A 1871-nucleotide genomic window follows, 5' to 3' on the forward strand; every position below is an offset into this window, starting at 1 on the left:
CGGCCGCCCGGACCGTCTGTCCGGGCGGCCGGGGTTTTTCCGTTCTCCCGCCAGTGTGGTGCTATCCTCCGAACGCCTGTGCTCTTGCGGTGTACGGGGCTGATGAACAGGGACGATGCATCTAGGCTGCGGGAGTGCGCATGAACCGCGAAAACCTGGCGTTTGCGATGCCGGATCGGAACACCGAGGAGAAGGCGAGGGCGGCCGTGGACGTTTCGCACAGTGCGCACGATGTGATCGCGATGACCTCGGCGATCCTCAGCGCCGACGAATTCGAACTGTTCGCCCGCATGGGCCGCCTGCGCGCGGTGAGCCCGGGCGAGGTGCTGTTCCGCCGCGGCGACAGCGGCACCGCGATGTACGTGATCGCGCGCGGTGAGATCGACCTGGACTTCGGCGACGACCTGCAGGTCAAGCGCCTGGGCCCCAACGAATTCTTCGGCGAGCTCGGTCTGCTGATCGGCGACCATGCCCGCAGCGCCGATGCGATCGCCGCCTGCGACGGCCAGCTGATCGAACTGCGCCACCACGAATTCGAGCGTCTGGTCGAGCACGATCCGGCGACGGTGTCGTTCTTCCTGCGCCGCGCGATCATGCGCGTGGTCTACAACGAGCAGGGCCTGATCCGCCGTCTGCGCCGCCGCAACCACGACCTGCAGGCGGCGCTGGACAATCTGCATACGACCACCCACCAGCTCAACCAGACCGAGGAGCTGGTCCGCACCGACGAACTGACCGGCCTGTACAACCGTCGCGGACTGATGCTGCACATGCAGGAATGCCGCGAGATCGGCCTGACCACGGCGCTGGGCCTGGTGCTGGTCGACTGCGACCGCTTCAAGCAGGTCAACGACGAACACGGCCACCTAGTCGGCGACCGCGTGCTGCAGAGCGTGGCCAGCATCCTGCGCGCGGTGGTCGGCCCCGAGGATCTGGCCTGCCGCCTCGGCGGCGACGAATTCTGCCTGGTGGTCGCCTCCGCCCGCCGCGAGGACGTGATGCGGGTCGCCAGCTATGTCGTCCGCACCGCCCAGAACCTGCTGGCGATGGAGGCCGAGGAAGGCATCGCGCCGCTCATCTGCCCGCTGAGCGTCGGCGCCTGCCTGGTCGAGGCCGACGCCGACTGGAACGCCTGGTACGCCCAGGCCGACGCCGCCCTGTACCGCGCCAAACGCCTCGGCGGTGGCCGGGTCGAGTGGCAGGACCCCTTGCCGAGCACGGCATGACGGGGGCGGCCATGGACGACGTCGTGACGATCGAACAGGAGCCCCAGGCCGCGTCGGCGGCACCGCAGTTGCGCACGATCCTGCTGACCGACATCTGCGACTCCACCACCCTGGTCGAGCAGCTCGGCGACGGTGGCACCGCCCAGTTCTTCCGCGAGCACGACCGCCTGGTGCTGCGTCTGCAGCAGCAGTGGCGCGGCCGCCTGATCGACCGTTCCGACGGCCTGCTGCTGCTGTTCGAGCGGCCGATCGACGGACTCGGTTTCGCCCTCGACTATGGCCGCGGCCTGGACGAGATCGGCAAGCTGCGACACCTGCGGGTCAGGACCCGCGCCGGCCTGCACGTGGGCGAGGTGCTGACCTGGCGCAACAGCGACGAGGCGGTGCGCCTGGGCGCCAAGCCGGTCGAGGTCGAGGGCCTGGCCAAGCCGATCGCGGCGCGGCTGATGTCGATCGCCCGTCCCGGGCAGGTGCTGATGTCGGCGGTCGCCGAGCCACTGGCCCACCGTGCCGCCCGCGAGCTGGGCGAACGCGGCCAGCACCTGATCTGGAAGTCGCATGGCTCCTGGCGCTTCAAGGGCGTCGTCGAACGGCAGCAGATCTTCGAGGTCGGCGAGCCCGGGGTCGCCCCGCTGCGCGCGCCGC

Annotated in this window: 1 protein-coding gene and 1 pseudogene; both read left to right on the forward strand. The window is 69.7% G+C overall.

The window, feature by feature from the left end:
• Nucleotides 1-242 precede the first annotated feature (242 nt).
• Nucleotides 243-1226: a GGDEF domain-containing protein gene (locus tag FKV24_RS17565; RefSeq protein WP_111268214.1), complete on the forward strand. Its 984-nt coding sequence runs from the start codon at nucleotides 243-245 to the stop codon at nucleotides 1224-1226.
• Nucleotides 1227-1237: 11 nt separating this feature from the next.
• A pseudogene (locus tag FKV24_RS17570) lies at nucleotides 1238-1871 on the forward strand (putative peptide modification system cyclase); the annotation flags it as partial.

Source organism: Marilutibacter maris, from assembly GCF_006546735.2.
GTDB lineage: Bacteria > Pseudomonadota > Gammaproteobacteria > Xanthomonadales > Xanthomonadaceae > Marilutibacter > Marilutibacter maris.

What these genes read in the sequence shown, in the direction of transcription:
- FKV24_RS17565 (WP_111268214.1), top strand. Translation starts at nt 243, where the DNA reads ATGACCTCGGCGATCCTCAGCGCCGACGAATTCGAACTGTTCGCCCGC.